Source organism: Microvirga zambiensis WSM3693 (assembly GCF_016735695.1).
Lineage (GTDB): Bacteria > Pseudomonadota > Alphaproteobacteria > Rhizobiales > Beijerinckiaceae > Microvirga > Microvirga zambiensis.
Genome location: NZ_JAERQD010000067.1, coordinates 1 through 26,336, shown reverse-complemented (window position 1 = coordinate 26,336; position 26,336 = coordinate 1). Strand labels below are relative to the sequence as shown.

At 56.9% G+C, this 26,336-nt stretch carries 26 protein-coding genes and 4 pseudogenes; 16 read left to right on the top strand and 14 right to left on the bottom strand.

Features of this window, described 5'->3' with window-relative positions:
- The 8 genes and pseudogenes from JKL46_RS29160 to JKL46_RS29125 all read right to left on the bottom strand — a co-directional run.
- Positions 1 to 335 (bottom strand): annotated as a pseudogene (locus JKL46_RS29160) (Re/Si-specific NAD(P)(+) transhydrogenase subunit alpha); the annotation flags it as partial.
- A gap of 242 nt (positions 336 to 577) precedes the next feature.
- A complete protein-coding gene (locus JKL46_RS29155) occupies positions 578 to 898 on the bottom strand; it encodes a 2Fe-2S iron-sulfur cluster-binding protein (protein WP_201840545.1) in 321 nt (106 codons plus the stop codon).
- Between the two features lie 39 nt (positions 899 to 937).
- Positions 938 to 2,173, bottom strand: a complete 1,236-nt coding sequence (locus JKL46_RS29150) for an NAD(P)/FAD-dependent oxidoreductase (RefSeq protein WP_201840542.1) — start codon at positions 2,171 to 2,173, stop codon at positions 938 to 940.
- A 6-nt stretch (positions 2,174 to 2,179) separates the two neighbouring features.
- Complete coding sequence (locus JKL46_RS29145; protein ID WP_201840526.1) at positions 2,180 to 2,737, bottom strand: cupin domain-containing protein; 558 nt, start codon at positions 2,735 to 2,737, stop codon at positions 2,180 to 2,182.
- The gene (locus JKL46_RS29140) at positions 2,730 to 3,401 is read right to left on the bottom strand and encodes a 4-carboxy-4-hydroxy-2-oxoadipate aldolase/oxaloacetate decarboxylase (protein WP_201840523.1); all 672 of its coding nucleotides are present in this window, start codon (positions 3,399 to 3,401) and stop codon (positions 2,730 to 2,732) included. The genes JKL46_RS29145 and JKL46_RS29140 overlap by 8 nt, the downstream gene beginning before the upstream one ends.
- Positions 3,402 to 3,571: 170 nt before the next feature.
- On the bottom strand, positions 3,572 to 4,486 hold the full coding sequence (locus JKL46_RS29135) for an ABC transporter substrate-binding protein (RefSeq protein ID WP_201840520.1): 915 nt from the start codon (positions 4,484 to 4,486) through the stop codon (positions 3,572 to 3,574).
- 36 nt (positions 4,487 to 4,522) lie between these two features.
- Positions 4,523 to 5,548: an amidohydrolase family protein gene (locus tag JKL46_RS29130; RefSeq protein ID WP_201840517.1), complete on the bottom strand. Its 1,026-nt coding sequence runs from the start codon at positions 5,546 to 5,548 to the stop codon at positions 4,523 to 4,525.
- Complete coding sequence (locus JKL46_RS29125) at positions 5,548 to 6,738, bottom strand: cytochrome P450 (protein ID WP_201840514.1); 1,191 nt, start codon at positions 6,736 to 6,738, stop codon at positions 5,548 to 5,550. Before JKL46_RS29125 ends, JKL46_RS29130 begins: the two co-directional genes overlap by 1 nt.
- A 238-nt stretch (positions 6,739 to 6,976) precedes the next feature.
- On the opposite strand from JKL46_RS29125, the gene JKL46_RS29120 reads away from it, so the two are divergent.
- From JKL46_RS29120 to JKL46_RS29085, 8 genes are all read left to right on the top strand, one after another.
- Complete coding sequence (locus JKL46_RS29120) at positions 6,977 to 7,768, top strand: ATP-binding cassette domain-containing protein (RefSeq protein WP_201840510.1); 792 nt, start codon at positions 6,977 to 6,979, stop codon at positions 7,766 to 7,768.
- Entirely contained in the window at positions 7,765 to 8,475 is a 711-nt protein-coding gene (locus JKL46_RS29115; RefSeq protein WP_201840495.1) for an ABC transporter ATP-binding protein, read from the top strand. Before JKL46_RS29120 ends, JKL46_RS29115 begins: the two co-directional genes overlap by 4 nt.
- A 2-nt stretch (positions 8,476 to 8,477) precedes the next feature.
- Entirely contained in the window at positions 8,478 to 9,359 is an 882-nt protein-coding gene (locus JKL46_RS29110; RefSeq protein ID WP_201840492.1) for a branched-chain amino acid ABC transporter permease, read from the top strand.
- A complete protein-coding gene (locus tag JKL46_RS29105; protein ID WP_201840489.1) occupies positions 9,356 to 10,369 on the top strand; it encodes a branched-chain amino acid ABC transporter permease in 1,014 nt (337 codons plus the stop codon). The genes JKL46_RS29110 and JKL46_RS29105 overlap by 4 nt, the downstream gene beginning before the upstream one ends.
- The gene (locus JKL46_RS29100; RefSeq protein ID WP_201840485.1) at positions 10,348 to 11,583 is read left to right on the top strand and encodes an ABC transporter substrate-binding protein; all 1,236 of its coding nucleotides are present in this window, start codon (positions 10,348 to 10,350) and stop codon (positions 11,581 to 11,583) included. The genes JKL46_RS29105 and JKL46_RS29100 overlap by 22 nt, the downstream gene beginning before the upstream one ends.
- A gap of 400 nt (positions 11,584 to 11,983) precedes the next feature.
- Positions 11,984 to 13,093: an alcohol dehydrogenase catalytic domain-containing protein gene (locus JKL46_RS29095; protein ID WP_201840481.1), complete on the top strand. Its 1,110-nt coding sequence runs from the start codon at positions 11,984 to 11,986 to the stop codon at positions 13,091 to 13,093.
- Positions 13,094 to 13,219: 126 nt separating this feature from the next.
- On the top strand, positions 13,220 to 13,570 hold the full coding sequence (locus JKL46_RS29090) for a DoxX family protein (RefSeq protein WP_201840466.1): 351 nt from the start codon (positions 13,220 to 13,222) through the stop codon (positions 13,568 to 13,570).
- A complete protein-coding gene (locus JKL46_RS29085; RefSeq protein ID WP_246529605.1) occupies positions 13,571 to 14,272 on the top strand; it encodes a TetR/AcrR family transcriptional regulator in 702 nt (233 codons plus the stop codon).
- Here JKL46_RS29085 and JKL46_RS29080 read toward each other — a convergent pair.
- A complete protein-coding gene (locus JKL46_RS29080) occupies positions 14,211 to 15,140 on the bottom strand; it encodes a LysR family transcriptional regulator (RefSeq protein ID WP_201840449.1) in 930 nt (309 codons plus the stop codon). The genes JKL46_RS29085 and JKL46_RS29080 overlap by 62 nt on opposite strands.
- 102 nt (positions 15,141 to 15,242) lie before the next feature.
- Here JKL46_RS29080 and JKL46_RS29075 point away from each other — a divergent pair, with 102 nt between their 5' ends.
- Together JKL46_RS29075 and JKL46_RS29070 are read left to right on the top strand one after the other, a co-directional pair.
- The gene (locus JKL46_RS29075; RefSeq protein WP_201840435.1) at positions 15,243 to 15,668 is read left to right on the top strand and encodes a DoxX family protein; all 426 of its coding nucleotides are present in this window, start codon (positions 15,243 to 15,245) and stop codon (positions 15,666 to 15,668) included.
- Positions 15,669 to 15,836: 168 nt separating this feature from the next.
- Positions 15,837 to 16,809 (top strand): annotated as a pseudogene (locus JKL46_RS29070) (glutathione S-transferase family protein).
- A gap of 606 nt (positions 16,810 to 17,415) precedes the next feature.
- Here the strand turns inward: JKL46_RS29070 and JKL46_RS37025 are convergent.
- Complete coding sequence (locus tag JKL46_RS37025; RefSeq protein ID WP_425493327.1) at positions 17,416 to 17,616, bottom strand: transposase; 201 nt, start codon at positions 17,614 to 17,616, stop codon at positions 17,416 to 17,418.
- Between the two features lie 162 nt (positions 17,617 to 17,778).
- Here JKL46_RS37025 and JKL46_RS29060 point away from each other — a divergent pair.
- From JKL46_RS29060 to JKL46_RS29045, 4 genes and pseudogenes are all read left to right on the top strand, one after another.
- Positions 17,779 to 18,726, top strand: a pseudogene (locus JKL46_RS29060) (IS110 family RNA-guided transposase).
- Positions 18,727 to 19,290: 564 nt separating this feature from the next.
- Complete coding sequence (locus JKL46_RS29055) at positions 19,291 to 20,118, top strand: hypothetical protein (protein WP_201840432.1); 828 nt, start codon at positions 19,291 to 19,293, stop codon at positions 20,116 to 20,118.
- A 44-nt stretch (positions 20,119 to 20,162) separates the two neighbouring features.
- Positions 20,163 to 20,756 (top strand): YceI family protein, encoded by a 594-nt coding sequence (locus tag JKL46_RS29050; protein ID WP_201840429.1) that lies wholly within the window; start codon positions 20,163 to 20,165, stop codon positions 20,754 to 20,756.
- A 1,066-nt stretch (positions 20,757 to 21,822) separates the two neighbouring features.
- A pseudogene (locus JKL46_RS29045) lies at positions 21,823 to 22,856 on the top strand (IS630 family transposase).
- A gap of 82 nt (positions 22,857 to 22,938) precedes the next feature.
- Here JKL46_RS29045 and JKL46_RS29040 read toward each other — a convergent pair.
- Positions 22,939 to 23,241, bottom strand: a complete 303-nt coding sequence (locus tag JKL46_RS29040; protein WP_201840426.1) for a DUF3861 family protein — start codon at positions 23,239 to 23,241, stop codon at positions 22,939 to 22,941.
- A 100-nt stretch (positions 23,242 to 23,341) separates the two neighbouring features.
- On the opposite strand from JKL46_RS29040, the gene JKL46_RS29035 reads away from it, so the two are divergent.
- Positions 23,342 to 23,785: a MarR family winged helix-turn-helix transcriptional regulator gene (locus JKL46_RS29035; RefSeq protein ID WP_201840423.1), complete on the top strand. Its 444-nt coding sequence runs from the start codon at positions 23,342 to 23,344 to the stop codon at positions 23,783 to 23,785.
- A gap of 332 nt (positions 23,786 to 24,117) precedes the next feature.
- Positions 24,118 to 24,876 carry a sulfite exporter TauE/SafE family protein gene (locus JKL46_RS29030; RefSeq protein ID WP_201840402.1) on the top strand — a complete coding sequence of 253 codons (759 nt, stop codon included), beginning with the start codon at positions 24,118 to 24,120 and terminating at the stop codon, positions 24,874 to 24,876.
- A gap of 188 nt (positions 24,877 to 25,064) precedes the next feature.
- On the opposite strand, the gene JKL46_RS29025 is transcribed toward JKL46_RS29030, so the two are convergent.
- The 3 genes from JKL46_RS29025 to JKL46_RS37020 all read right to left on the bottom strand — a co-directional run.
- Positions 25,065 to 25,433: a transposase gene (locus JKL46_RS29025; protein WP_343074147.1), complete on the bottom strand. Its 369-nt coding sequence runs from the start codon at positions 25,431 to 25,433 to the stop codon at positions 25,065 to 25,067.
- 32 nt (positions 25,434 to 25,465) lie between these two features.
- Complete coding sequence (locus JKL46_RS29020; RefSeq protein ID WP_201840400.1) at positions 25,466 to 25,951, bottom strand: winged helix-turn-helix domain-containing protein; 486 nt, start codon at positions 25,949 to 25,951, stop codon at positions 25,466 to 25,468.
- Between the two features lie 302 nt (positions 25,952 to 26,253).
- Positions 26,254 to 26,336: NAD(P)(+) transhydrogenase (Re/Si-specific) subunit beta (locus tag JKL46_RS37020; RefSeq protein WP_201840562.1), on the bottom strand; the 83-nt coding region annotated here is incomplete at its 5' end.

Here is a 26,336-nt window from a genome sequence, read left to right as displayed (position 1 = left end):
GCGCCGTGAGACCTCGCTAACTCCAGGAGCTCCTGGTTCTGGGCCGGGTAGAAGAACGAGATCAGCGTCTGGCCCTGGCGCAGGAGGTTGACCTCCTCCTCTGCCGGTGGCCGCACCTTGGTGACGACGTCGGTGCCAGCATAGAGGGCTGCCGCATCCGGCACGATGCTCACCCCAGCAGCAGCATAGGCCGCATCCGAGAAGCCGGCCTTCTGCCCTGCCCCGGCCTCGACAAAGCACGTATGCCCCAGCTTCTGCAGCTGGAGGGCGGAGTCCGGCGTCAGCGCAACCCGGTCCTCGCCTGCAAAGATCTCTCTCGGTGCTCCGATCCTCATAGTCGATGTCCTGCTCTGGTGTTATGTCAGGTGAAGCTCAGATGGATCTTCATCGACCGGTTGCGATCGCCGGCAGCCTCGAAGGCCGCCACCGCGTCAGCGATGGGAAAGGTCCCGCTCATCAGCGTCTCGAAATCCATTTGTCGCGCGTTGATCCGGGCCTCCCGAGCGACAAAGAGCCCTTCCTCAAATAGCGCCATGAACATTAGAATAGCCATGCATTGTGGATTGCACGCAAGGGCCTAATCCTCTGGCGCGATGGTGACTGCAATGCCTCTAAGTGCAGCGACGAGCGGAACTTGACATGACAAACGTGAACTGGGCTGACGATAGTCGGAACCATCGAGCAACTCGTCCTCGTCCACAGACATGGGTGGAAGTTTGACGTCGGCTGGGACATTATCGATGTAGACGTGACAGGTCGCACAGGACATGCACCCGCCACACATCGCCACAAGTTCCTCGAATCCAGCATCGCGGATATTTTCCATGAGGGAACGTCCCTCACGACCTTCAAACTCGTGAACTGATCCATCGCGGGTCTTAAGCGTGATCGTTGTCATTCTTGTTTTTCCTCCCAAAATTTGAGCCAAAATGCTAGGTCACTGCCGAACGAGGTCCTTGAGTGACAGTGATGTATCGGCAAGGGACGTCGGATCAATGCGTGCTCCGGTTTCGACGAGCTTCCGCCCTTGGACGTAATCGCGTGGCATGTTTATGCAGTCGAGCGCGATTACAGTGCCACTTTTCATATAGACAAGGCTGAAGCTGCGCGTTGCCGGATCCCCGCGCAGGATCGTAGCATCATAGCCCGCGTTTAAGCCGATTGTCTGAAGCTTAAGGTCGTACTGGTTTGACCAGAACCAGGGCACAGCGTCATACGGCTTCAACTCTCCACAGATCGCACGGGCGGCGGTGATAGCCTGATCAGACGCATTCTGAACCGACTCAATGCGAATCCCTGACCCCCTCGTCATGCATGCGCAATCTCCGACGCAATAGATGTCCGCCAGACTTGTTCGGCAAAACTCATCTACATTGACGCCATTTCCGCCCTCGGCACCAGCAATGAGAAGCGGCAATACCGACGGGATAATGCCGATTCCCACAATAAGAAGGTCTGCTGCGATCGTCTCCCCTGTGTTTAGCCTCACGCCGGATACTCGGCCGTTCTTGCCTGCGATTGATTGCACACCGGCGCTGAGGCGAATTTCGACACCATGACGGCGGTGCTCTTGTTCATAGAAGCGGGAAACTGGTTCACCGGCGACGCGGGAAAGGAGCCGGTTTAATGCTTCGACTACTGTCACTTCGGTGCCGAAACCGCGCAAGATGGCGGCGGCTTCCAAGCCGATAAAACCCCCTCCTATAACAACCGCGCTTTTCGCCTTGGGGAGAGCAGCTATCAGGGCGTCGCAGTCGGCCTTGTTGCGAATATAGAATATGCCTGAAAGATTGTGCCCGTCGCAGGTCAGCGCGCGAGGGGCTCCACCGGCGGCCCATATAAGCGAGCCGTATGAAACGTTGGTGGAGTCATCAAGCGTTATTGTCTTGGAGGATGGGTCGACGACCTCCACACGCCTACCTCTGCGCAGCACAATATTCCTAGCTGACCAGAAGTCCGTCGGGCGCAGATACATGCGGTCGAACGTTTTCTTACCAGCGAGATAATCCTTGGACAGTGCGGGGCGATCATATGGCATCTCCGGCTCAGCACCGATCAGCGCGATGCTCCCAGCGAAGCCGAATTGTCTTAGGCTGGCAGCCGCTTGAGCACCACCGTGGCCCGCGCCGACAATAATGCAGTCATAGCCCTCTCTTGCAGCCTCTTGGAGCATAGCAACCTAACTCCTCTCCGCTCCGATCAGGACGAAGCACATGGTGGCGATCTCATTGCCCCTGTTCCGCCAAGCGTGACGCGTGCCGCATTGAACCACTACGTCACCTCGTTCCAAGTGAACCTCTTCACCGTCGTCGAGCTCTAGCCAAATCTCGCCGTCGAGCACGACATCGTAGTCGATAGTATCGGTAGTATGCATACCAGGCGCATCAGCCTCGAACTTCTCTGCCAAGCCCGGGATATGCACGCGCTGCTCGGCATCCGCTGAGGCAGGGTCAAACTCGGCACTTGCGAAGCTCGAGTCTGGGGGAAAGGTGACGATCATCAGCTTGGTTTCACCCAGCTTCGGCGGGATGAAGACGTGTGGCGGCGCGGGTTCGGCCTCGCCTTGCGGAAGCCTCGGCCGTTCTGCCGTTGCATAGATGACGGAAGTCATCATGCCGGGGACAGCGTCGTAGTGGTGTGCATTCGGCACTGGCCCGTCGCTGATGAACACCGACTTGCCGTCGCGGATGCCGGTGACAACGCGGCGGGGGCGCCGGGGCTTCTCGTACTTACTCATAGATCAGTCCCTTGTCTTTCAGGGACGGGCGCATATTGTTGACGTCGAGGCTGAGTTCTCCGGCCTCGTAAAGACTGCGCTTCTGCTCTTCCATTACTTGGCGCTTACGAGCCCTTCCGAGCACAACCTCAGCTTCTTCATGCCTTACCACGCAAATGCCGTCGTCATCGGCAACAATCACATCCCCGGGTCGGATATACGTACCTGCGCAGACGATCGGAACCTGTACATTGGCGAGCGTCTCCTTGACGGTGCCCTGGGCGCAGATAGCTTTTGCCCAAACGGGGAACTTCATCTGCCGGAGGTCGGCAACATCACGAACTCCCGCGTCGATTACAAGACCCAAAACACCGCGCGCCTTGGCCGAAGTGGCCAAGAGATCGCCGAAATAGCCGTCTTCGCAGGGAGAGGTAGGAGTGACTACGAGGATGTCGCCTGGCTCGGCCACTTCGAGCGCTACGTGGATCATCCAGTTGTCGCCCGGGGCAACTTCGCATGTGAGAGCGCTGCCCGCGATACGGGCGCCGTCCTGTACAGGGCGCAAACGCGAGGCGAGCAGTCCGGTACGACCTTGGGCCTCGTGTACCGTTGAGACACCCAACGTTCCAAGAGCTTCACATATCGCGCGATCGGTGCGTGCAGTCTTCGTTATAACTTTGGCCAATGTTTCCTCCAAACGCTTTTGAGTGCAAACCGTCCAGGTCCACTCGTAGTTTCCGGCTCGCGCGGATGCCGCGCGACTGTGGGGTTGGATTCCCGCGATTGCAGCACCGTTGTGCCATGACACTCACAAACGTACTGCTCAAATTGTCCCTGCGCGTCCGCACGACGCACTCAGGCCAAGGCTTCTTCGAGGTAGGAGTGGTCAAAAACTTCCTTGGCAAGATCGCGTTTTCCGCTGTCGAGCAGACCAGCTCGGATCATCACGTCGATTGTCGTCTCAAGTGCCATATCCGAAATGGAGAGCCCAGGTGGCCACATGCCCATTGCCCTCATGTAACGCAATCCACGTAGCGCCAAATCCGATTTGCCAGGTGTGGTGATCCGCTCAAAAATTGGTAGCGTTATCTCCTCGTGCTCTGGATCGTTGGTAATCACGTAGGCCTCAGCAAGAGCCTTCAGTAGCCTCGTGACGGGTGCGTTGTTCTCTTCCAGCCAGCTCTTCTTTGCAATCAGAGCAGCAAACAAGATTTCCGGAATGACTTCGTTAATCTCTCCAATCAGATTGTAGCCAGCGTCCGCAGCAAGGAAGTTCCATGGTGCCGGCTGGGGTGCGCAGTCAATTTCTCCGGCCTGAAGCGCGTCCCATCGCTTGGTGTGGACACCCGCGATAACAAAGTTATAGTCGCCCGGATACTTCAGACCAACTTCTGCGAGCATCAACTGCATGTAGATCGCGGTACCCTCCGTTAGGGAGGACGTACCAATTCTCTTCCCCTTCAGCTCGGCAAGCGAGGGGGTCGAAGGGTTCGCAACAACTGACATGGGCAGACGAGTCGAATTCGCCGCAATCACGCGCAGCTCGCCACCACCAATAAAATTTGCAACTGTGCCTTCCGGCGGCGTGATTGCGAGGTCGGCTTCGCCATCGAGAACCGCAGTCGTTGCTTTATCGACAGTACCCATGCGCTTGTATTCGATGGATACACCGTACTTCTTGAACAGGCCGTGCTCCTCAGCCACAAACACAGGAAGCCAATTGAATCCTTGCGCGCCTCCAGCCAGTCTGATCTTCTCAGATGCTTCCATTTCTGTGTCTCCGCATGAAGGTTTGTCACTTACGATTTAACGGCCTTGAGCCTTAAGCCTCTTGTCGAGTAACGGGTAAACGCGGCGCGCATTGGCCTCGAAGACAGCGTGCCGGTCATCTTCGCTTAAGCCAAGTTCATCGATGTAGCGCTTCGTATCGTCGAACTGGTGTCCTGTGTCGGGATCTACCGCTTTAACGGCGCCAAGAAGCTCTGAGCCAAAGAGGATGTTCTTCTTTTCAACGACACGAAATAAGGTGTCGATTCCGGCCTGGTGGTAGACACACGTGTCAAAATACAGATTGTTCATCAGGTGCTCGCTCACGGGTGGCTTATCGAGCATCATCGACAGCCCCCGATAGCGCCCCCAGTGATAAGGGGCGGCGCCGCCACCATGCGGTATGATCAAGCGTAGCTCGGGGTGGCGCTCAAACAGATCACCTTGGATCAGCTGCATGAACACCGCAGTGTCCGCGTTGATGTAGTGGGCGCCAGTGGTGTGAAGACAACGCTCGCAGGATCCCGACACATGAACCATGGCCGGTACATCGAGCCTGACCATTGCTTCCCAGACTGGATCCCACCACTCGTCGTAGATTGGCGGCGCGCACCAGCGCCCTCCGGATGGGTCGGGATTGAGGTTGCAGCCCACGAAGCCGTCATCGACGCAACGCTCCAGCTCCGCAATAGCCGGTCCCAGGTCCCCTGCGACGGTTTGCGGAAGTTGGCAGACGCCCGCAAAATCGTAGGGAAATAGGTCGACAATCCGCTTGATGTTGCCGTTCGAGATACGCGCCCACTCTGTGGCGACCTCGGCGTCGCCGATGTGATGGCCCATTCCGGAAGCACGAGGGCTCAGGATTGTCATATCCGAGCCGCGCTCCTTCTGCTGCCTGAGTTGATTTGCCTGAATGATCGCGTGCAATTCCTCGTCGGGAATACCGGGGTAGATCGGCTTTTCGCTGATCTTACCCTCTGCAAAGGCGACCTGCGCTGTTCTGAACGCATGGTGCTCTGGCGGCTCGGTCGTGAAATGGCCGTGGCAATCAATAACGATTGTCATCACGCATCCCACTTTGCTGGCAGATCAGAAACACCCCGGAACCGCCACCCTTTAGCTTTGATCTCCTTTCGTGGGTCAAGGCGCAGACTCGTAAGCTGCGTGAAGACCTCCTCGAGAGCGATCTCTCCCATAGCGCGTGACAAGAAATGCCCCGAGCAGAAGTGCGGTCGAAAGCCAAAAGTCAGATGCGGCTTCTTCTTGCGGAACATATCGAAGATGTCTGGACTTTCGAACCGCTTGTCGTCTCGATTGGCCGAGCCCATAACGATCGCAACGGACGCCCCCGCTGGGATCGTGGTTCCAGCGATCTCGAAGTCTTTTGTGGCTACACGCGGCGTGACACCGATGGGTGCGATCCAGCGCAGACCTTCGTCGAAGGCACGCATAGCGTGCTTCACCGGAGCTTCTGCCATAGTTCGCGCTTGTTCCGGACTGGAAAGGAGGCCAGCACATGCGTTGGCAGCAGCATGGCCAGGCTCCTGAAGACCGCCGAGGATGATCACCTTCATTGTCGGCAGAATTTCTTCAAGGCTGCGCACCTTGCCTTCCGGAACACCGCCATACATCACATGACTCATCAGAGTGTTGTTTGGCTTTGACAGGGCCGCATCATAAAGGGCACCCAGCTGGGCATCGATGTCCTTGATCGCGGCGTCGAGCCGGTCCCATACCGTCTGATCATTGGCGACATTCTGGAGGCCGAGCGCCATGGCATGGAACCATTCGACCAAGTTTTCGTTCGACGTTTCGGTGAGCCCGATTACGTCGCCGATGCAGCGCACTGAGATCGGCTCAAATAAATCTGCCGTGAGGTTTGCCTCACCGTGTGATCTAATTGCAGTGATGTAGCGACGAACGACAGGGCGGGTGAGGTTCTCGACGTAGGAGCGTACCCTCTCTTGAGTTAAGTTAGAGTCGATGCCCTCCCGCAGGCACTTGTGCTCTTCACCTGATATGGTCAAGACATTGGGCATTCCCATGACCCGAGCCTCTGGGCGGTCCGTCGAGGCGGATGGTCCAAAGATCTCGTCCTTTGTGCCAACGGTCACGCAATCGTCATAGCGTGTTATAAAATACTCTTTTGTACCCTCGAAGAAGGCTACGGGCTGCTCTTTCCGCAGCCGCGCATAAACTGGATAGGGATCTCGGTAGAGATTCTCTCCTGTTAGCGCCGACGCATCAGTTACCATTATCTCCTCCCTAAAATGATTGCTTCGAGCCGACGGCAGCGTCATGGCGCACCGACGTCCGATCGCGGTTCTTTCGTTTTTTTGTTGCGGACGTGCGCAGAGCCCGTCCGGGGCACCCTGGCTAAGCAACTTGACATACCGCCAGATTTCAGATACCAGTGGTATCCAGGGTAGGCTCACCTGTCAATAAAAATAAATCAACGGGTTGATCCAAGGCCGCCTGAACTGGGAGGAATTCGTGAACGCTCAGCGAGAGAGTTGCGTCACACCGGTGCTTGAGGCGCAGGATATATTGGTCACGTTTGGCGGGATACAGGCGTTAAGCGGTGTATCCCTCACGGTTGGTGACAACGAAATCTGCGGTCTTATTGGCCCTAATGGTGCAGGGAAAACCACGTTTTTGAATGCCGTTACGCGATTGATCTCGTATCAGAGCGGAACCATACGCGTCTTGGGTAAGCCCATCGACGCCGCCAAGCCCCGTGAGGTGATCGGACTTGGCATTGCACGTACATTTCAGAACGTTGGGATCTACGGATCCATGACGGTTGCTGAAAACGTCATGCTTGGTGCGCACCATCGGCTTGGCGGGAGGTTCGCAAAGGCCCTCATCAACCCGTCGGGCACCCGAGTTCAAGACGCAAACGTGCGTACTCGCGCCATGGAAATTCTTAATGAACTGAATATGGCCCACCTCGCAGACACGCAAGCCGACGCGCTTCCTTATCCCTTGCAGAAGCGCATGGAAATCGCTCGGGCGCTCGCGTCTGAACCCAAAATTTTGCTGCTCGACGAGCCTGCCGGCGGATTGACCCATGGCGAGGTCGACGAATTTGGCGAACTTGTCGACCGTGTCCGTCGCAATCACGCGCTTTCGATTCTCCTCATAGAACATCACATGGGCCTCGTCATGGGCTTATGTGATCGTATCCATGTGTTCCACCTTGGACAGAACTTGGCTCACGGTAGACCTCAAGAGATCAAATCAAACCAAGCTGTGGTTTCCGCATATCTCGGGAGGACGGGATGACACTGCTGGACGTACGGGGTCTCTCTGCGAGTTATGGAAAAGTCCAAGCGTTATTCGACTGTTCGTTCAGTGTCGGCGACGGGGAATTCGTCGCCCTTTTGGGTGCAAACGGCGCTGGCAAGACAACGATGCTGCGCGCGCTGTCTGGGATTGCACGATCATCGGGCACAATCTCATTTGACGGCCAGCGTCTCGACGCTCGCCCGCCAGAGGAAAGACTGAGATTAGGGATCGCTCATGTTCCTCAAGGCCGAGGAACTTTCGCGGAGTTCACCGTCGACGAGAATTTATCGTTAGGTGCCATTACTCTCTCGGATGCAGCGCAGGTCCGCCGTGACAAGGAGCGGTGGTACCAAACTTTCCCGCGGCTTCGGGAGAGAAGAAATAGGTTGGCTGGAAACCTTAGCGGTGGCGAGCAGCAAATGCTGGCAGTTGCGCGAGCGTTGATGTCGCGCCCAAAGCTACTGATGTGTGACGAGCCCTCTCTTGGTTTGGCACCCGCGATCACGGCAGAGATATTCGAGATCTTCAAGGATCTTCACAAGCGTCACAGGATGACTCTCTTGGTTGTAGAGCAGAATGCAGACCTGACGCTCCAATTTGCCGATACTGCCTTTGTGATTGAGACCGGTCATATCGTAGCAACCTCCCCTGCCCACGAAATGCTCCACAACCAGGACATCCAAAAATCGTACCTTGGAGTTTAACGATGAGCTTGTTCTTCCAGCTTGTTGTCAGTGGCCTCGCGTCGGGTGCGATCTACGCGGCGCTCGCGATAGCGCTCGTGCTCATCTTCCGCGCGACCAGTATCGTTAATTTCGGGCAGGGCGAGATGGCGACCTTTTCTGCCTATTGCACATGGCAAATGATCAACTGGGGTGTTCCTGTGTGGCTATCGCTCCTAATTTGCCTGGCTGCCTCATTCATTGTCGGTATTATCGTTTTTCGTTCGTTCATTCAGCCACTCATTGGGGCTCCGATCGAGGCGATGGTTGTCGTAACGCTTGGCCTGTTCGTCCTCTTCCAAGCCGTTACAATGTGGATATGGGGCGCAGACCAACGTGCATTCCCGAGTATTTTCCCCGATGGCGGCATCGCTATTGGCGGTGTCCAGGTTCGGATCTCCGCTCTGGGCACTCTTTTAGCTTTAGCGATTGCGGCGCTCTCGATTGGATTGGTTTTCAGGTTCACGCGTCTCGGATTGTCCATGCGTGCGTCTGCCTACGATCGGACGAAAAGCATGCTGGTAGGGATCAAGGTCCAACGCATGCTCATGCTCGGATGGGGATTGGCCGCTGTCATTGGAATGATCGCAGCGGTTCTGATTGCTCCGCGCCTCCTCCTAAGCCCGACAATGATGACGCCAATTCTTTTCTATGGACTTGCGGCTGCGACCCTCGGCGGCTGGGACTCTCCATTCGGCGCGGTCGTCGGAGGGCTCCTTGTGGGTGTCGCGGAAAGCCTCGGCGGCAGTTACCTTCCGATGGTCGGGGCGGAACTGCGGATCGTAGTCCCGATAGCCCTTACGTTGATCATCCTTCTCGTGAAGCCCGTTGGCCTGTTTGGATCGTATAAGGTTACAAAGCTATGAACAGCCGGTCCTTGCCAACCTTCATCAAAGTTGGGGCGGCTGCGATTGCGCTGATTGCCCCTGTGTTCCTTCCCGACTTTTTGCTCTTTGAGGTTTGTATCGCGTTGTCTTACAGCATAGCGGTTCTTGGCCTTAACTTGCTGATGGGCTTCGCGGGGCAGATCTGCCTTGCCCAAGGGGCATTATTCGGATTCGGAGCCTACGTCACGGCGTACCTCAATGCGGAGTTCGGTTTGTCGCCGTATTGGACGTTGCCTGCGGCAGCCGTTCTCACGGCGGCTGCTGGACTTGCCGTGGGGTTGCCGGCACTGCGGCTGCAGGGCCTCCAGCTTGCGATCATTACGTTTGGCATCGCCGCCGCGTTCCCGCAGGCCCTGCTCAAATTCGACTGGCTGACTGGAGGCGTGTCCGGTCTGCCCATCGACAGCCTGGAGACGCCAGCACCGTTCGCCGGTAGGCCTGAGCTCTGGTTGTACCTAGTAACAGTTGCCTGTGCTGGCGTGGCAGTATTGCTTGTTTCGCTGGTTCTCTTCGGTGACACTGGGCGCACGCTGCGCGCCCAGCGCGACAATGCTCAGATTGCTGAGGCGCTGGGTGTAAACCTTACTAAAGTGAGATTGTGGGCATTCGGCATCAGTTCGGCCCTTGCAGGGCTTGGTGGTGGTGTGTTTGCCATTCTCAATGGTTTTATAAGCCCGCAATCGTTCCTAGCGGCGGTTTCCATCAACATCGTGATTGCTAGTATCGTCGGCGGCACGACGACCATCACAGGCGCGTTTATCGGGGGCCTGTTCATTGTCTTCGTTCCGACCTGGACGTCAGACATCAATCTTGCGCTGGGTAACGTCATCTACGGGTTGGCCCTGATCGGCGTGATGATGATCTCAGGCAATGGCGTCGTCGGGCTTGTCAAGAAACTGGTCTGTGGAATGCTTCAGACGACTTCAGGCAATGTCCCTAGCTTGAAGTCAATACAAGGGAGGAAACAATGGATTGCACTTCGAAAATGACGAGACGAACCCTACAGGCTGCTGTATTGGTACTTGCAACAAGCACGACTGCCTCAGCACAGGAAGCCGGGCCCGGAATCACCGACAATTCGGTACGTATCGGCATAACCGGCCCTTTGACTGGTCCTGTTGCTGTTTTATCTGCGGTTTCAGAGGGAGTTCGGGCGCGTATTGAGGCAGTCAATGCGAGTGGCGGCGTGAAGATGGGAGACGGCAAGACTCGTAAGATCGAATTGATCATCGAAGATGATAGTCTCGACCCGCAACGCACGCTCGCAAACGTTCGCAAGCTTAGTGAGAGGGACAAAGTGTTCGCGATTGCTGCCACTTCGGCGACGCCGAACAATCAGGCTATTGGTCGGTATACAAACCGGAATGGGATTCCGAACGTCTTTATGTATTCTGCTGTTCACGAGCTGAATGGGCCCGAGTGGGAGATGGGGTTTGTTCCCGCCTTTTCTACCGAAGCGTACGCGTTTGTCGAATACCTGAAGGCAAACAAGCCAGATGCGAAAGTTGCGATCCTGGCTCTCAATACGGAATCGGGTAAAATTTTTTCTGAGGCTTTCACAAAGAGAATTGAAGGCACGAACATCAAGATTTTGGGGCGGCAACAGGTCACCTCCGCCGACCCGACCGTGGAAACCCAGCTGGCGAACTTAAAGGCTTCGGGCGCAGATACGCTCGTCGTCATCGCCGGTCCGCGCCAAGGTGCCGAGGCGGTGCGTTTCCAGGCTGAAAGCGGCTGGAAGCCAACCACACTTGTCTCAAATATTGCTTCCTCAATCCCGGTATTGGCCTCGGTGGGATTAGATAACGCCAAGGGCATTATTACCTCGAACTTCCTGAAGAGCGTGGATAGTGACCAGAAATCAGGCATTGCGGACGTCGACCAATATCTCAGTGATATTGCTGCGGCTAAAGTTCAGTTCACCTATGACAACACTATCGGGCAGACCGGCTATACGATTGGTGATGCTCTCGTGACTGCGCTAGAGCATACTAAGGCGCCAACACGCCAAGCGCTCATGGATGCGGTTAGGAATATGGACGGTTGGGAGAGTGCTCTGCTGCTCGAGGGTATCAAGCTGAATACCAAAGTAGGATCTGATGTCTACCCGATTGAGGCACTGCAGCTCTTCCAGTTCGACGGCAAGAGGTATCTGCCGGTCGGTGGTGTTCTGAACTTTGAAGGCAAAACGAGCCAGAACTGAATGGTTCGATCATGTTGCCGGGCCCACCGAGTTAGCTACTCGGCGGGCCCGTTGGGTATCGCGCATCAATGCCCTGCAGGAAGCAGTTTGTCGTGGCCCGTTTGATGAGCATTCCCGAGATTGCTTAGGCAGGACTGGCTGAAGTTGTCTGGGCCGCCAAGTTCTGCTTTGACGCCTTCCAGTCAAACCAGTCGCTCAAACGGCGAAACAAGCTCGTGGGCAGGCTTCCTGCTCCACCTCTCTGGACTGTTGCGTGGACATCGTTGCGCGGGGCACTCTGAAACCATCCGCAGCGTTGGCGAAGAATGCTTGACCTCGGGACTTCGAGTACGATAGGTTTTTGGAAACCGACAGTATTTAAGCGTTGATGGATCGCATAAAATCAGTGCGGGAGGAAAGTATGGCACAAACGATGCGTGCGGCGCGCTTACACGCGGTGGGCGAGCCAATGAGGATTGACCAAGTCGAGCGACCGGTTGCCACCGGTACCGACGTCGTGGTGCATGTAAAGGCGTGCGGCATGGTGCCGAATCTTGCCAATGTGCTCGCCAACTGGGAGACGTGGTATCCTCAGATGCCCTTGCCGCCCCGGCCGGCAATACACGGGCTTGATCCCTCCGGCGTCATTCATCAAGTTGGTGACAAGGTCGTCTCCTTGAAACCTGGTGATCGAGTCTATGTGAACCCAGGCCGCTTCTGTGGAGCATGCCATGAATGTTCTTCCGGCCGTCCGCAAGCTTGCGGGCATTGGACGCTCGGTGGCTACTTTGGCTACAATTCGAAAAGCATGGAGATGTTCGAGCGCTATCCGTATGGCGGCTTCTGTGAGTTTATGCTCGCTCCTCAGGCGCAGGTTATCAAGATCCCTGACAACATGACCTTCGTTCAAGGATCACGGATGGGCTATCTCGGCACCTCCTATGCCGCTCTGAAGAAATGTGGTCCGTTGATGGGTCGTTCGCTCATTATCAATGGCGCAAGCGGGACGCTCGGGGTCGGCGCAACTCTATTTGCCCTTGCGATGGGTATAGGCAAAATCTACGCCATAGCCCGGGGGGAGGAGTTGCTCTCACGTCTGAAAGCGCTTGCGCCGGATCGGATCGAGACATTCTCGAACCGGACCGGCTCCTCCGCGGCATTCGTGAGGGCAAGGACGGACGGCATCGGGGCAGATCTCATGCTGGATACCCTTGGCGCGAAAGCTCCCCTTGAGTCCATGCTTGATGCCATGAAAGGAGTCCGGCGTGGCGGTCGTATTGTCAACATAGGTGGAACTTCGGGTGATCTGCCAGTAGATGTGAAGTGGTGGATGGACGAGCAAATGGAACTGATAGGCTCCGTCTGGTTCACCGCAGCCGAGGGAATGGAAGTCGCCGGAATGGTGAAGACGGGCGTGATTGATCTCTCAGTCATGGAGCCCATGGTCTGGCCGCTGGAAAACATCAATGAGGCAATCTCAGGCGTCGCAAGCGGTGATGGCGGTTTTACTTACTATGCCGTTGAAACATGATCGGGGCCTCTGCACGTGAGCGGGGCCTGCCTCAGGACCAAATCGACTGACCCGCCTCTGTGGTTGTGGATGCCCTTGTCCGTCGCAAGCGGATGGCCGCGTCAGTTGGACAACTAGGAGGAACACATGGATTGGGATCCTGTCGGGTTGCTACGCATCTTATGCGGCGTATGGTTTGTGCCTCACCTCGTGGGAAAATTGCTTAATTACGAGAAGGCCGCTGGCACGTTCAGTGCGGCAGGATTTCGCCCGGGTACTCTGTTCGTTGGCTTGACGATTGCAATGGAAGCTGTTGCCACTGTCGGACTGGTGTTCGGCTTCTACCCCCATTTTGCGGCCGTCTTGGCCGTCGTTGTGCTGCTGGGGGCGAGCTATGCCGTCATCAAGATCAACGGCCTCAATTGGCGCTGGCAGAAAATGGGTCCGGAATTTCCGCTGTTCTGGGCGCTGATCTGCGTCGTAACAATTGTTGCATAAATGACATTCCTCGGCTACGGTCCGGTATCTGGATACTTCGTTTTTGAGGAAGCAATGGCGCGACTGACCCGCGAGCAAAGCCAAGCCCTGACTCGAGCTAAGCTGCTTGACGCTGCGTATGCAATTCTAGCGCGCGACGGGTATTCTGGCGTGAAGGTTGAGCGTGTTGCGGAGGAGGCTGGCTTCTCCAAAGGTGCATTTTATTCGAACTTTACTAGCAAGGAGGACATTTTCCTCCAGTTGCTGGATCGCAATGCAGGCAGCGACGTGGTTGAGCTCTCAGAGTTGCTGGAAAGTTACGATGAGCCGGAAGCCTTGATCAACGCGCTTAGCGCCTGGGTGAACAAGCGCGCCAGCGATCAGCGCTGGGGTACACTTGCGATAGAACTTCTGCATATGGCGCGCCAAAATGAAACCCTAAGCGAGCGACACCTAAAGATGTTCCGCGAGCAGTGGGAAGGTGTAGGCCGCATTTTGATCCGCAAACTGTTTCCCAGCGGGGGACCACCGGCAAGCCCGTTTTATATCGGTGGAGTGGTCCTTGAGCTGACTTACGGCGGCATCTCGAGTTTCCTCGACAGAAAGGGGCCGGGCGAGATGGTGAAGCTTGTGCTCACATCCATGTACCTCGCCCATCGTGTCAACCAGGCTGCGCCCGGTGGCCGACGCCGGAAAGCCGAGCGCCAAATCGCGTCGCGATAAAGTCGATGAAGGCACGTACCTTTGCCGGCGGCCGACGGTTACTTGGATGAATAGCGAATATCCCAGGTAATTCCATAGGCGGATGGTCGAGCGTGAGGGGCACAAGCTTTCCCGACCGGAGATGCTCGCCGAGCAGAAAGCTCGGCTCATAAATCAAGCCTTGGCCAGCTACGGCTGCTTCAATCAACGCTTCTCCGTTACTGCCCAGATAGTTTCCTTTGATGGGAACGACAACGGTCCCGTCGTTGCCGAACATCCATTGACGGGGACCAGTGTGGCTCAACAGGGTATATGCGAGGCAGTTGTGGGAAGTCAGCTCAGCCACGGTTTTAGGTGTGCCGCGCTCGATCAGGTAAGCAGGAGACCCAGCAACTTGAAGGCGGCAAGGTGCGAGTCTCCGGGCGACCAGTGTCTGATCGTGGATGTGCCCGATCCGAATCGCCATGTCCCATCCCTCTTCGACAAGATCCACCATGCGGTCATTGAAGCCCATGTCGACTGTAAGCGCGGGATATAGGCGAGAGAATTCTGGCATGAGCGGTGCGAGTTCGCGCACGCCGAGCGAGACGGGAACGTTTACCCGGAGTGTTCCAGTCACCTCGTGTCGCTCCGCGGTTATAAGAGCCTCTGCCTCTGCCAGTTCCGTAAGGATCCGCTCCACGCTCTCTAGGTAACGTCGCCCCGGTTCAGTAAGGGTAACCTTCCGCGTGGTGCGGTGTAGCAGCTTAACACCAAGCCGATTTTCTAAGGCTCCCACATGCTTCGTTGCCATGTTCGGCGAGATTCCCAATGCCCGTGCAGCCGCCGACAGGTTGCCGAGTGCGGCCACTCGCGCAAACACGTGCATTGCTGTGATCTGATCGAGCATTGATCTCACCCTATTGGCAGGAAGTGCTAACCCAATTCGACATATTATCAAGCTCCGTTTTCAGCTGCATGGTTGAGAGGTATCTCATCTCGGAGTCCTCTCATGATTGATAATCGAACCGCCCCCCTCGCCGCGGCAATACTCCGTATAGCTCTCGGCATTCTATTCCTCGCCCATGCAGGCCTAAAGCTGTTCGTGTTTACGCCGGCGGGCACTGCTCAGTTCTTCGGAAGCCTTGGGTTGCCACCAGCTTTGGCCTACCTGACGATTCTGGCCGAGTTGGTTGGCGGCCTTACTCTAGTCGCTGGCATCTACAGTCGCATTGTAGCCGGAGCGTTGATCCCGATCCTGCTCGGTGCGATTGTCACGGTCCATGGCCCTGCTGGGTTCTTTTTCGACAACCCGAACGGAGGCTGGGAGTTTCCGGCGTTTTGGATCGTCGGCTTGATTGCAGTTGCCTTGCTGGGTGACGGCGCCTACGCGCTCCGGCCGACGCCTGGCGTGGCCCGCCCGACCCTCGCTCGTTGACCCAGGATTAAATCATGCCTGCGAGGCTCAGATCCGCGAACATGATTGAAACCTTGCAGGTGGGGCAGTTGGCAGACTGTCCCGCCGCAATTGGTTCGTTCCACCCGCATTCGGCAACTTCGTCATTGACCGACCGCGTGACAACGCTGTGGGCCTGAGGAACTTGTCATGCTCGTGAATGGCAAATGGGCGGCAGATCCGCAGCCGGTGAAGGCTAAAGATGCCAAGGGCGGGTTTGTCCGCCAAGCGTCAACCATCCGGAACTGGATTACCCAGATGGCAGTCCGGGCCCGACCGGGAAGGGTGGCTTCGAGGCCGAAGCCGGGCACTATCATTTCTACGTGGCCGTCACCTGCCCCTGGGCTTCGCGAACGCTAATCGCTCGTATCTTAAAGGGATTACAGGACGTGATTTCTGTTTCTGTAAGCGAGCCCGCATTCACTGATCAAGGTTGGCGCTTTGGGTTTATCCCAGAGCGACCCCGGGGTGAAATCAATGGTTTCATCTACCTCCACGGGATCTACACAAAGGGAGATCCTGCTTTTACTGGACGTGCGGCGGCTCCTGTGTTGGGGGACACGCAGAAGAAAGCAATTGTCAGTAATGAATCCGCCGACATTGTCCGCATGCTATATTCAGGCTTTGGCACATTAGGAGACAGTTCGGTCGATCTTTATCCTGAGGACCTGCGATCTGAAATCGACGCGCTCAACGACAGAATGTACTCGTCTCCCAATAATGGCGTCTATCGGGGGTTTGCCACAGCTCAGGAAATCTATGAGGAGGCATTCTGGAATGTTTTCGGTATGCTCGACCGTTTGGAAGCCTGCTCAAGGGCAAGGCTTTCCGATTCGGCGACCGCCTAACCGGATCGGACATCCGGCTCTTTGTGACGCTCATCCGGTTCGATCTGGTTTATTGTACTTTGTTCAAGTGCAACCTACGGCGCATTTCAGATTGCGCGAATCTTACCGCACACCTGACGCACATGCTTTCTCTCCCCGGAATCGACAATACGGTTGATGTTAGCCATATCAAGTCCGGATACTATTCAATCACGCGGTCGAACCCAAGCGGCGCTTTTCCGCTTGGACCCACGCTGCAATTTGCCTGTCTTTTATGCCTCGATAGAGAAGGCTGAAGATATCGCAATTGGGCTTCCGCGTGCACGCGTCAATCTTGAGACGGAGAATGCAGCCGGCGGCATGCCTCCGGGTGGCACATCAAGCCCCAGGCGTCGCGAGTTGCCGGTGCTTAGAGCATCGGACTGAAAGGTCGATTTAAGAGGTTTTGGACAGGGCTGAAGTATGATTCTCTTCCGAGAATAGGAGGTGGATCATGACCCCGATGTATGGACCGGCTGTGCGTCGCAAGAGGCTTCCGCGATGGTGAGGTTGGTCTTGCGCTAATGTATCCGGCCCTTCCGGAGCAGAGCTCCTGGCCTTCATGAATATCCGCGCGCATCTGGTCTCATAAGCTTCTCGGCCCTGACTGGCCAACTGGGTCACTAGATCCCAGATGCGACGGCGCGACCATTCTCCATTTCGTCTTCCTCTCGCAGACCTCGGCGAGCTCCAAGCGACTGACGCAGGATTAGGACTGAGGGCGTCCTTAACCTGCCACAGCCGCTATTCGTGGTTCATAGGTGCGGTTCTGACTCAACGCGCTCCAGGCAATCCGCGCCAGCTGGTTGGCGAGAGCCGCCGCGAGCACGTTGTGATGCGGCCGTCCTGCGGCGGCGTTCAGCCTATCCCCCAAAACTATGCTGCCGCCACCTGGTCGCCCAGCGCAGCAGCACGCGAGCGGCTTGGATCAAGAGAGAGCGGAGATAGGTGTTGCCGCGCCTGGACAGCCGACCCAGGATTGTGCGGTCACCCGTTGAGGTCTGCTTCGGCACCAGCCCAAGCCAAGCCCCGAAGTCACGCCCGCGCTGGAAGGATGAGGACACCGCCAGCGAGTCGTGAACTCGCTGGCGGTGAGAGGGGACGGGTCATTCCGATGCAGACCGGTGCGGATCGAACTAGAGGCAGGCCGCCCCTCTCCTTTCCTCGTGGCCTGAACGGATACCCGGGCGTGATGGCCCGCATGACAAGCCAAGGACGCGGAAAAGATGCATCATCCTATACTACAGACCGCCGACATCGACATTGCCAAAGATCGGCTCGATGTTTGTCTCTACCCTGATGGGGCAACACGCGGCTTCACCAACGACCCTCAGGGCCACCGCGCCCTGATCGCCTGGCTGGCCAAGTACTCTCTCCAGCCCGTGGTCTTCGAGCCGACAGGTGCCTACCACCGCACCCTGTAGCGCAGCCTCGCCACGGCCGGCCTGCCGCTGGCCAAGATCAATCCCCGCCGCGCCCGCCGCTTCGCGGAAGCCCTGGGCCAGCTTGCCAAGACCGACCAGCTCGATGCAGCCCTGCTGGCGCGCTTTGGCGCCCTGCTCGAGCCGCCGACCCGGCCGGTGCTCAATCCCACGCTGGACGCGATGAAGGAACTGCTGGTGGCCCGGCAGGCGCTGATCAAGGACCACACGGCGGCCCTCAACCGGCAGAAGCTCGTGTGCTCGCCCCTGTTGCGGCGCCACCTTGCACAGCGGTTGCGCCAGATGGCTCACCAGCTCGCCGCCCTTAAGGCCCACCTTCTCAGCCTGTGTCAGGACGATGCCGCCCTTGCCCCGCGCTTGGCGATCCTCATGAGCATTCCCGGCATTGCCCAAGCCACCGCCGTGAGCCTGCTCGTCGACATGCCTGAACTCGGCAGCCTCGACCAGAGCCAGGTGGCCAGCCTCGCCGGCCTGGCGCCGGTGGCGCGCGACAGCGGGGCTTCACGTGGGCGCCGCACAATCCGGGGTGGCCGCACTTATGTCCGTCAGGCGCTATACATGCCGGCGCTGGTGGCCGCCCGCTTCAACCCGGAGCTGAAAGCCAAGTACCGCGCCCTGCTCGCGGCGGGAAAGCCTGCCAAGGTCGCCCTGACGCCGATCATGCGAAAGCTCATTATCCTGGCCAATGCGCTCCTGCGGGATCAGCGGCACTGGGCCCCAAGACCCGCTTGATCAACACGGATACTCTAGCGTTAAGTCGATTGCTGGCTCATATGCGACTCCGGTGATCGCTGGGGTGATCTCGGTCAAGTATGAGGGTACACGTGTCGCGCAGGCATCAACCACTAACTACTTGACTGGCTCTAATGATCTTCACGGGAGCCCCGTGACAGAGAGACTTGCGCGCCTAAAGAAACTGCGATGATCGACACCACCTTATGGTACCCCACTTCGGTAAAGATCATTAGGTCCAGGTACGCCGATAAACGCAGATCTTTGCGATCAGTCCACATCCTCGATGCATGCTTCCGGAAGAACTAACTACAATTCGTCGCCAAGTCTAACTTCAGTCGATTGACAGCTTTGAGGCGTTGGGATACCAATGGTATTTGGAGCCTAACGGTATCTATAATAACTGGCGGAAGACCAGCATCAAGGCAAGAGATAATGTCGTTGGAGGACGGTATGTCTTTTATCGCGCTCGACCACGTCCCACCCATTTTCGGTCAATTGACTTTGGCACGCTGGTGGTAACGTCACATGACTGGTTTGGCGCGTTCACCCCAGGAAGCAGTGTTGCTGGTGATCACCTTTTGCGGATTGCTGGCCTTCATGGCGGCAGCCATTCTCCGTTGGCTACGTGCAGGACGGACTTCCGTCGATCTAGTGTTGCCGAGCACCTTCCTGCTCGCCTACTGGCTTACGTACAACAAGATTCCCTCTTTCCCGCCCGTTGGAGCAGTGAACAAGATCTTTTATTTGGCGGCAACGGGAACGATCCTGGGTCTCTTGATTGAGACAGTTGGCGCACGGGCGCTTACTGGATGGCTCGTGATCTTCCTCCCCGCGGCATCTGCGGCCTACATTGGTGAAACGCGTCTCATGGCTGGGCCACTTGAGCTGATTGTTGCTGCTCTGGCCGGTGCACTGGTACTGCATCTTCTTTCCAGGCAGATGTCTTCACCGCAGCCTGAAGCCGATGCGAAATCCGCGGTTATGCTTGGCGTCGCAAGCGCAGCGTTCGCACCGATTGCGTTCCTAGGAGCCTCCTCTTCGAGTCTTCAACTCTGTCTTGGATTTGCGGCTGCGATCTCCGGTATTTTGGTTTGGCACCTTTTCAAATCCTATTATGCATTCGCTTCGGCGTCACTGTTTGGCGGCGCGTACGGCATGGTAGTGGTCGCACAGACAGTTACGTTAATCACACGCAAGGTCGATCTGCTCGCGCTTACAGTACTCGGCTTAGTCTTCCTGGTGCCGCTCGCAGATAGTTGGGTTCTCGACCGGCTGCCACATCAAGGCCATAGAGCTCGAACCGTGGCATTCGCCGGACTGTGTTTTGTCCCTGCGATTGTAGCAGTAGCGATCGCCTACGTGCGGTATAGCGCCAGCCTTCCGGCATGAGACTGCATTAACTATGGCGTTTGTCATCGAGGAGGAGACTAAAGATGAAAAAGCAAATGAGAGCCGCAATGGCTGTGGTTGCACTCTGGACGGGAGCGAGTGGAGGCGGGCAGGCATGGGCCACACCGACTACCTATGATATCGATCCTGTGCATTCCGGGATTGTGTTCTTCATCAGCCACCTCGGCTTTTCAAATGTGATCGGTATGGCAGCCGAGTTTTCGGGCGAATTTGTCTTTGACAGTGAGACACCGGAAGCTAGCACTCTGACTGCGTCTGTCAGCGTCGCCAGCATTTCAACTAACAATAAACAGCGAGACAGCGATATTCAGGGTGCCGATTGGTTCAATGCGACCGAGTTTCCGAAAATCACCTTTGTGGGCAAGAGATTTACGCAGGTCGATAAAAACACCGGCACCATCACAGGTGACCTGTCTATGGTGGGCGTCACTAAGCCGGTAACCATGAATGTCATCTTCAACATGGCGGGCAGCAATCCCTGGGACGGAAGCAAGGTAGCTGGCTTCAGTGCTACGACTACGATCAAGCGCAGCGATTTCGGCATGACCGCGAATATTCCTATGATTGGGGATGATGTTAACCTTCGCATTGAGGTGGAAGGGCGGGGTCGGCGATAGATCATTCGGCGCTATCTCTTTCATTCAAGAGCGCGGATCCCGCCAACGGCGTGGGCCTAGAATTATCATGGGACCGGAATGAGAAATGTCCAAAACGGTGTGATGGACGGCTCTCATGTCTGGTAGCCCTGCCCATCATCTATCAGGCAGCGTTCGGTGCTTGCTCTGCACTCGATAGGTCGGCGATTACAGTTGCGGTTTGCTGTCTTGAATTGGTCGGCTCACCAAATGGAAGTTCGACCGGCTAAACCGGCGGACCCGCAACTCCACACGATCGGGGACGGTGGAGTGCTGTTGCAGGGAGTTCATCGTAAGGTTAACTGTCGGCATAAGCGGATTGTGACGCCTTTGGAGCATGATTGACTAGGGTGCCTCTACAAAGCGGTTCCGGGAGGAGCTTGGAGTTCCCATTGATCCAATGTGACACGTTATGAGTTGACGGACCGGCAGTGGCAGCGCCTTGAGCCGCTTCTGCCGCCCGAGCGGCCGCCAACAGGGCGGCCTAACCACCATCCCGAACCATTGTGGACAGCATTCTATGGGTCCAGCGCAGGGCGCGCCTTGGCGCGATCTGCCCGAGCGCTATGGCCCAGTCGGCACCGTCTCCAGCTGGTTCTATCGCCGGTGCCAGTCTGTTAGCTGGCAGCGCATCCTGTCTGCGCTGCAGGTCAACGCGGACGTCCGTGGTGAGCTCGACTGGGACCTCAACACAGGCTTTCACGATCTAGCGGACAGCTGCCATCAGTCGTCGCTTTGGTGCGTATCTTGAAACGCTTCAAATCCGCGTGGCGGGCCCGGCACTCCCGCTCCGTCGATGATAAGGTTTCAACCCTTCTCCGCCGGCGTGCTATTCCGTAGCCTACAGTGACTGGCTCCGAGGTAAGGGCGCCTGCGGGCTGCGAAGTCCTGAATGATCTAGAGTTCATCACCCCTCCACTGGGTGGCATCGCTATTGAGGTGAGGCATTCAGGATTTGGTGGCAGGCCTCAAGCATGCCTTCGATGCGGACCTATTGATCCGGCTTAGGTGATCTTGAAATCCGCGGTCGTCGAACCAATTCGGCGGGATGAAACATGTCGACATGCGCAAGCTGCCAGCAGCCGCGCAAGAGGAACGTCGCCGGCAGGTGATCGGCCTGCGCTAGAGCGGCCTCGCATATGAGGCCATCGCCGCGCAGATGGGTCTGACCCGCACCGGCGTCTTCGACATTTGCCGCCGCTTCGCCGAGCAGGGGCCGGGCGGGGTTGGTCAGCGGGCCGCGGGGCCCGGCACCCGGCACGGGACGGTTTCTCCAAGCCGAGCAGGAAGCGCAGATCCGCGCTGATCCGCCGGCACACGCCCGACGAACTCGGTCTGCCCTTTGCCCTGTGGAGCCGGGCGGCAGTGCGGAAACTCATCGAGCAGCACTGCGGGGTCCGGCTGGCGGTGCGCACTGTCGGCACCTATCTGGCGCGCTGGGACTTCACAGCCCAGAAACTACTCCGACGGGCCTATGAACAGTCACCGAAGGTGGTACGACGCTGGCTGCGGTTGGACTATCCGGCCATTGTGGCGCAAGCTAGAGCCGAGAAGGGCACGATCTTCTGGGGTGACGAGACCGGCCTGCGCTCCGATGATGTGCGTGGCCGCAGCTTCGCTCCGCGCGGCTGGACGCCGGTGGTGCGCCCGAGCCACAAACGCGCGGGGCTGGGCCTGATCTCGGCTGTGACCAACAAGGGCGAGTTGCGCTGGATCGTGCTAGAGGGCGCCATCAAGGCCCCGAGCCTGATCCGCTTTCTCAGGCGGCTCATCCGGGATGCCCGCGGCAAGGTGTTCCTGATCTGAGACAACCTACCCGTTCATCGAGCCCGCGCAGTGCGGAACTGGTTAGCCGCGCGCCAGGAGCAGATCGAGGTCTTCTACCTGCCCTTCTATAGCTCTAAGTTGAACCCGGATGAGGGCCTGAACGCTGACCTGAAGCACGCCGTGACGCGGAAACCACCCGCCCGCAGCAAGCCCGCCCTCAAGCGCGCCGTCATCAGCCACATGCGTCGGCTCGCCAAGTTGCCCGGCCGAATCCGCAGCTACTTTGGGCATCCGTCATTCCGCTATGCCGCATAGTTCAAATTCACCGAAGCCGGATCAGTAATACTGCCTTCCACAACCCGAATGGATTTGGCGGTGAACGATCTAGGTCACTTGTTCAATTCTCAGGTGTGCTCGTTTCTGTGTGCTTAATGCTGCGGATGAAGCTACCAAGAGAAATCCAGAACTCCGCGAAAGCCGGCTTGTCACGGTGCTCCATCACGACCTCAGTGAGGAGCTTCAATCCTAAGCAGAAGGCTTCAATATTTTTCTCGGGAACGATGGCGTTCCGTGTTGCCCTCTCAATGATCTTTCCCAAGTCGTCATGATTGGTGAACTTAAACTCACAGATTGGGAGTTGAACTGGATTGCCGCGGTGATCAGATACATGGGTCAGACTGATGCGATAGGTATGTGGCATAAATGAACTCAGGTTGGTACCAAGGTGATGAGATTATAGTTGATAAGATCAACTACCTCATGTAGTTGACAATGTCAACGAATGTTGAGGTAATTCCTGGATGAGTGAAGACGTCGCGGATCTACTGAGCGAGCTGTCCCGCCAATTCAGAGTTGAACTGCGCCAAGCGATGAACTTGGACAAAGCGCAAACGACCCCCTTTCAAAACGAGGTTCTTGCATGTGTGGGCCGGAACCCCGGAGCGAACCCGAACTCGCTTTCTGACATAACCGGGCGCGACAAGGGCCAAATTACTCGGATTATTGCCGAATTGGAGATCCTTGGTCTGCTCAGGCGGGAAAAATCGGCCAGTGACCGGCGCTCTGTTAGCGTAAACCTCACACAGTCGGGCGAGGAGGTTTTCCAGCGTGTGCTGGCTAAACGTGCGGCGCTCTCAGATAAAATGCTTAGTAGCCTTAGTGCAAAAGACCGTAGTGCGCTCGTTGAGATGCTTCGGAGAATGCGTTCTGACCTGCATATGGCTGTCGATCGCGCAGAACTCTAGCTGATCAGGACTTTGTAAGCCTCGCTAGCTGCTGCCGCATTGATCGATGTGCTTGCAGCGCCGATGCGTCGGCTGCGAGAGCCGGTTAGAGACGGTATTCGCAGATAAACGTTGCAACTTAAAAACTTCTAAGCCAGCAAGAATGGCTTGTTGAGACCCTTTTCCGCTAGCTCACTGTGCACAAACGCTGATAGAACACAGTGTCTCACGGTTACAATGATAGAGAGCCACGGGATCGGTTCCCCTATCGACTAACATTCAATTTTCTTCTCGGTCAGAAGCCAAAATTCGCTACTACGCCGAGTGTCCGCTTCGGGCACAAGCGAGCTGAAATGTCAGAACTAGAAATCAAATTCTATGTTGTCGCCGTTTTGTCGGCGATCACAGTAGGTTTATCGAAAGGTGGACTGCCGGTGGTCGGGGGGATGGCCGTGCCGGTACTGGCGCTCGTGATTTCACCAATAGAAGCCGCTGGTCTCCTTCTGCCAATCTATGTGGTAACTGACATGTTCGGCCTATGGTCTTATCGTCGTGAGTATGATCGCAGAAACTTGCAAATCCTCGTTCCCGCGACAGTGCTAGGAATCAGCATTGGTTGGGCCGCAGCATCAAGAGTACCCGAAGCGCTTGTAACCCTCTTCGTTGGCGTGATTGGCCTTGCATTCTGCTTGAACAACTGGCTAAGGGGGTCCAAAAGCATAGCGCCTCGCCCAGCAGACATCCCGCGTGGAATGTTTTGGGGAATGCTTTCCGGATTCACCAGCTTTGTCTCGCATTCTGGTGGCCCCCCATATCAGGTGTATGTGCTTCCCCAGCGGCTGGAAAAGATGATCTATGCCGGCACGACAACGATTCTTTTCGCTATCATGAACGCAGTGAAGCTTGTTCCATACTGGGCCCTTGGTCAGCTTTCATGGGCCAACTTCAAAGTTGCTTCTATCCTCTTTCCTGTAGGGATTGCCGCAACGTTTGTTGGGGTCAGGCTCGTGCGCGTCGTCCCCGAGAAAGCCTTCTTCCATATTGTGCAGATTGGCCTGTTTCTTGTGTCACTCAAGCTGATAATTGACGTGATTTCAGAACAATTAGGCTAAATAAACTACAAATGGAGGCGAGTAGTTAACTCCCCAGAGAACCAGACCGAAATAAAATACAGAAGTCGGCTGTAGAAATAAGTCTCGCCTTTGACGCTTGTAATCTGGGCAATCACCAATCGGAACCAGAAGGGACCGCTTCCAAATGAAACGCGAGCCAAATGAATACTCCACTTATCCCGGCGCGCCTATGAAGTAACTTTGGTGATATAGGGATTGGCGCACAGGGACTGGATCCGCCCTGTCTCCGCCGTGAGTGCATTCCAGGCGCAACAGCAGGCATCGACAACAGTCTCCTCGTCGGCCAGCAGCCTGTGCGAGAGATAGCGCTCGCGCAGATACAGCCAGATGCGCTTGACCGGATTGAGGTCTGGGGCATAGGGCGGCGGCGGCACCAGAGTGAGGTTGGCTGGATCATGCAGGGCCCGCTTGTCGTGCCAGCCAGCCCCATTGAGCACCATTATGGCATGCAGATCATCCGGCAAGATTCGGGCAAACTGCGCCAGGAGCACATCCATGGCAGCCGCCGAGACATCGTCCTGGAACCAGAGCGCGATGCGCTGGTCAGGATGGGCGGCAGCGGCCCGCTCTACGGCCGACAGAAGCCCCCTTTTTCGAAGGCTTCAACCGCCGTGGCGTCGCGCTGGGGATGAACCGGCCGGGTCTTCTGCCACGACAGCCCGAGCCGACGCACGACCCGCGACATGGATTGCGGATACATGTGCTTGCCAAACCGCTCCTCGATGAAGCGGCACAGATCCGGCAGCGTCCAGCTGGAGGGCTCGCCGTTCTCCGGACCGGGACCGCGCAGGATGCGGGCGATCAGGGCTGCTTCCTCGCCCTCGCTCAGCGCCAGCCGACGGTGGCCTTTGGGATGATCGTAGAGACCAGCCAGCCCCTCCGCGTTGAAGCGCTTGATAGCATCGCACAGAGACTGGCGCTCGATCCTAACCACTCGCGCCGCATCGGCCCGGCTCATGTCCTCTAGGGCGCAGGCAATCGCCAGCATTTGCAAAGCAGCGTGGCGGTTGGGCTCCTTCTTGGCCCAGCGGCGGACCTGCGGAGCTGTCAACATCGGCTCAAATCGCAAGCATCTGGCCCATGGCCGCCTCCATCCTACCAACCCGGACGGAATCACGGTCTTGCCCGGCAGAAAAGTCCTTCCAGAGTCACTTCGACCGTGCGGTGGTATTAGAGCCCATTAAGCGGCCAGACTTTTAGGTGGGCGCACCAACGGCGGCTTCGAGATGATCCCAAGATTGTTGAGACGCAGAATCAATTGGAGCCGACTTCCTGGCTGAAGATTCTAGGCCACAACTGAACCGGCTCTGCCCTAGGTAGGTATCGTCGCTGCATGATTGAGTCGAGATTTGGCCACTATATCGCCTGCACGAGCCGGTCGATGCTGGCTTTGGCGTCTCCGTAGAACATGCGGGTGTTGTCCTTGTAGAACAGCGGGT